The organism is Stenotrophomonas sp. P5_B8, from assembly GCF_054049855.1.
The window spans coordinates 1-4,383 of the sequence record NZ_JBFULO010000341.1 but is presented as its reverse complement, the minus strand read 5'-3'; the positions used below and the strand labels follow the sequence as shown (position 1 = coordinate 4,383).

The 4,383-nt window shown below is 56.1% G+C and carries 4 protein-coding genes; 3 read left to right on the top strand and 1 reads right to left on the bottom strand.

All coding sequences use genetic code 11. The annotated features are described in order from the left end of the window. Window positions 1–60: 60 nt before the first annotated feature. Both ACXJKH_RS15935 and ACXJKH_RS15930 read left to right on the top strand, forming a co-directional pair. Complete coding sequence (locus tag ACXJKH_RS15935; RefSeq protein ID WP_457320747.1) at window positions 61–1,920, top strand: hypothetical protein; 1,860 nt, start codon at window positions 61–63, stop codon at window positions 1,918–1,920. A 439-nt stretch (window positions 1,921–2,359) separates the two neighbouring features. Next, entirely contained in the window at window positions 2,360–2,740 is a 381-nt protein-coding gene (locus ACXJKH_RS15930; protein WP_457320745.1) for a hypothetical protein, read from the top strand. Window positions 2,741–3,523: 783 nt separating this feature from the next. Here the strand turns inward: ACXJKH_RS15930 and ACXJKH_RS15925 are convergent. Next, window positions 3,524–3,847, bottom strand: coding sequence for a hypothetical protein (locus ACXJKH_RS15925; RefSeq protein WP_457320743.1), 324 nt, complete (start codon window positions 3,845–3,847; stop codon window positions 3,524–3,526). A gap of 245 nt (window positions 3,848–4,092) precedes the next feature. On the opposite strand from ACXJKH_RS15925, the gene ACXJKH_RS15920 reads away from it, so the two are divergent. Next, window positions 4,093–4,383 (top strand): hypothetical protein (locus ACXJKH_RS15920; RefSeq protein ID WP_457320741.1); only part of this gene is annotated, 291 nt, incomplete at its 3' end.

Below are 4,383 nucleotides of genomic sequence, written 5' to 3'. Positions count from 1 at the left end.
GATACTGCGACGAGAGGTCTTTGCCGTCTCCTCCGGAGAGTACCCGCCATACATCATGACTTGGTCACGCTGATGGTCGACGTGGATGATCTGTACGTGCTGGAGCGTCTGCTGGCGGCGTCATACGGGGCGGCCAGCCAGCTCGGAGATGACCCCGCTCTCGAGACGATGGCGGCGACGACGTTCGACCTGATCTTCAGCAAGAACGYGCCCCCGCAGCACCTGCTTGCGCGCGACTACGCACTGGGGGTTCTTGAAGTGGCGCAGGCTCGCGGCCGACTGCCCGATAGAGTGGAGATGGCGAAAGCTCGCCCTCCATTCCCCGCCAAGGCGCTTCGCGCGCCTAGCCAGGCCGCTCTTGAGGAGCGGAAGGAGAAGCTCGGCGATCACAGCATTCTTAGGAGCTGCGGAGCGAACGGAGACTTTGGTCGCTACGAAATCGCGTCTGCTGTTGGTGATTTTTCGGCGACAAAACTTAATGCGCCACCTCCATTGTCGAAGCGGAATCGCTTCGATCTGTTCGTTGCGGAGGTGGTCAATACTAGTCCCGAGCGTAAGACGGCCTTCGAGATTCTTGAGAAAGCCAGCAAGGAGGTCTGGAGCGTCAGATTAAGTAGCGTCAGAGGCAGTTTCAAGATCACAAAAAGCCGGTCAAAGGTCGCAGCGCAAACAGCATCTAGACGTCAAGACGCGTTTCTGTCTCTGCTTAAGGATGAGGAGCGAGGTCGATATGCGAGCGATGCCTTTGGCGTCCTCTTCAGCAGTGATGGCGAACGTGAACCTGCCACCTTCGATCCAGAATGGGCACAACGATGGGTGACTGCGAGAGCCTACAGCCTAGGCTGGACTAAGGCGCGATTTGGCGATGACCGAACGCCATCTCACTACAGCCGCCATAGGGCGAGGATCGAACGCGTCGGTAAGAAGTACCAGTGGATTGCGCTGTACGAGCTGCTGGCTTGGTTGAGCGACACGCATTGGCTAAGAAGCAATTGTGGGGAGCAACCGAGGCGCTACTCTTACCCGACCGATACGGGATTCCAGCGAGACCTAGACCCTACGCTGGCTGAAGATGCTGACATGCAAGTCTCGCCAGGCTGTGAGTGGTGGAAGCTCGACTTCAACATGCGGTCGACTTCCGACGATCAGCTCACGAACTGGGCGAGACAGAACGATGCGTGGCACTCCGCAAAAGACGCCATATTTCGTGAAGACCAGGGGAATGAGCAGTGGGTTACTCTTCATTCCTTTCAACGGGCGGCGGAACAATTCTCCGGTCGGGACTTTGTACGGCGGGAGGTCGGCCTCAGGCGAGAGGGGTTTCAGTTCATTCACTGCCTCATTTTGGCCCAGAGCGACCTTCGGTCAGCATACGAGGCATTAGTAGGGGCGAGAGACCGCAATGCGCATAATTGGGAGCCGCTTCAGTTGACCGACGGCCCTTATCTTGGCGAGTTTGGCTGGCGAGCAACTTGGCCCACCTTGGAATGGTCGCCTCGTCGCGGACTGCCTGGAGAAGTGACCGCACTTCAGCCGGTGATTGAATACAATTGGGAGAGCCACTTGGATGCATCGCGCCCAGATGGAGTGAGCTTACGCTTACCAAGCCACGCTCTGCTTGGCTTGCTGAACTTTTCTCCGCCGAATCCACTCTCTCCTGACATAACGGCGGATGAAACGGGAAAGGTTGTCATTATTCACCATAGAGATGATGAGGATGGGTACTCGGTCACGATCCGCAGAGACGCGCTTGATCGCATGCTCATCAAATGCCAACTTGGCTGCCTTTGGTTCGTCTCGGCGGAACGTAGCGCTTGGCCAACAGGTGGGCACGACCAGTCCTTACGCCGTTGGTTCGGAAGCTTGGTTGCATTCGACGGTCACCAAACAAGGAGCTTCGACTGGGAGACACCTTGGTGAGCGTGAGCCTGCCGATTGCGAGGCCTAAGTTGGGTAAGTGCTTGCGCTGCAAGAAGATCTTGATTTTTCCAGAGATCATTAGGGAGGGCAGGATGTCGTCTAACGCTATTTGAAAGGCGTTTCTCAACGAGACTAGTCCGAAAGTTCTCCCGACGTCCGCTTCTGGCCGGAAGCGGACTCTTGGTCGGACGCGGCGTGCCTGCAGTGCTAAAGTTCTCTTTCGACTCAAAGCGGACATCTGCAGTTCTACCAGAACCGCTTTGCGGTGGTGACTGAGCACTGTGCTCGGTCCGGTTATACGCTGGCTTGTTAGCCGGACCCCGCCACCCTAAGATCGAGCTGGATAAAGGGGAAAGCCCGCCATACGGTGCTTTGTGGGTAAGTTGTATAACCGGACCCACGGGTCCGTCGATTAGGTAGTTAGACGACAGGAGTTTCCATGCCAAAGACCAAAAATCACCTGCATGCATTTGTCATCGCGAACTGGGGACTCTCAGGAACGGCAACAGCCGGTCAAGCCGGTTACCGCTCGCAAAACCCTTGGCAAGCGCTAGAGCGCTACATGGAGGGATTGAGGGGAAATGGCGCGCATTTTCTCGCTAGCCATAACGCAACAGCAACAAGAATTGACTCAGGTGGCTCCGTTTGGAAGATTGAGCTTGTAAATTCACCTACACCCCAAGGGGCTGATGCCAGTCAGTTTTCCGAACAGCTTCTGGATAACCTGGTTGCCCAAAATACAAAGCCTAACCCTGACGATTATATTTGCATCACATACTTTGACGGAGCCGGTAGCGGCACATGGGAGTGGACTCCGTAATGTCGTTTAACAATTCATTCAAGCCGACGCCGCTTTGCGGCGCGGCTTAATTCAAGGTGTTAGGGCACACAAATGACTTCTCACCATCCCGACGCGTGTGCCGTTATATTCGATCCGGTGAACAGCTGATGCCCTGCATCACGACAACATGCGAGCAATTAGCGAGCAGTTTGCCCACTGTTTCGGACTGCTCACCTCGGGGATGATCAAAGCTTCGCAAGAGGAAGACGATCTGAGAGTTGCGTGTGCCGAGCTTCTATCGAACGCTCTGAACTCCATCGCCGCTGTGGTGTACCTCCTGCGGGGCGGCTTCGTCCTATAACCGGGCCCAGTCATCCGCTCATCTATAGAGTCTTTGGCGGTTGTGCTTCATTTGATCCAGTTCCAAGACGACTTAAAGGCGCATAGAGAGCATGCGTTCGAGTCCACACGAGCGATTGCCAGTGCCAAGAAGGTGTTTCCGCCATTCGGGAAAATGTGCGGTCTACTAAGCAAAGAGTTCACTCACGTTGGAAGCTTGCACAAACAATTCACTCCKATACGTGCGTACGAAAAAGGCTACGAGCCTTTGGATCTAAGCATGCAGTTCATAACTAGCGCAGTGTGGATGTGCTACGTGACATGTGAGCTGGCGTTCTTGAATACGGTTGCAACACCACGCTATTGGGAAGAAGTTCCGGCGCCCTCTGCCGAGCAAGTCGCCTATGCGTACAACCCGAGCGCCGCCGAAAAAACGTGGATGGAAACGTTTCTGGGACTGGCGGGTGCGCCCTAGCAATGCGTTCAAGCCGACGCCGCTTCGCGGCGCGGCTTAATTCTGGCGTTTAACGTCCGCTCCTGGCCGAAAGCGGACGTGCCGGCCCCAGAGAACGTTACCAGTAATGCTAGCTTCCACTCTCGACCCAAAGCGGCCATCGGCCTCGTCGGCGCGGAACCTAGCCTGGATCMGGTGGCATCGACTACGATCCGGACTTGGTCCAGGCCGGCCAGTTGCCGGGCCAGCTTGCGGATGCCCGCGGCGCTGTTGTCCACCAGCGTCACTCCCGCCCGTTCCTCGATGGCTACGTCCAAGGAGGCCTTGCCCACGTCGATGCCCGCTGCCATCATGGCTAATCCTCCGATAGAGTTGGCGGGTCGAGAGCATCGCGCCCAAGCCTACGCTTATCAGTTTGAGGGAAGCCTCGGCCAACTGTCCGGGCGCAGGGCACGAGCACCGGCATGCGGCCCCTGTTGAGTTACGGTGCTGCTACACCGAGGCGTTAGCGGGCGCGCATGCCGGGCTCTCGGCACCTGGGCTAGGGGAAAGGCAAGACATAAGGTGTTAGCAATCAACTTCAGGCAACAGGTGATCCGTGAAGAAAGCAGTTTGGCTATCCTACGATCTCGGCGTGAAAGGCGACTATGACTCGCTTTATGCTTACCTAGACAATCAGAAAGCTGTTGAATGCGGTGACAGTGTTGCGTTCTTCAATGTTGAATTCACGGGCACTGACAGCGATCTTGAGAAGAAGGTTAGAAAGGAAATCAAGGAGAGCGTGCGCCTCTCCAAGACAGATCGCATCTACATCGTTTACAGGCGGGAAGATAAGCGCGTCGGAGGAAAGTTCCTTTTCGGGAACAGGAAATCATCCCCATGGCAGGGG

Excerpts from the sequence above, each read along its gene's own strand:
- ACXJKH_RS15930 (WP_457320745.1), top strand. The coding sequence starts at position 2,360 with ATGCCAAAGACCAAAAATCACCTGCATGCATTTGTCATCGCGAACTGG.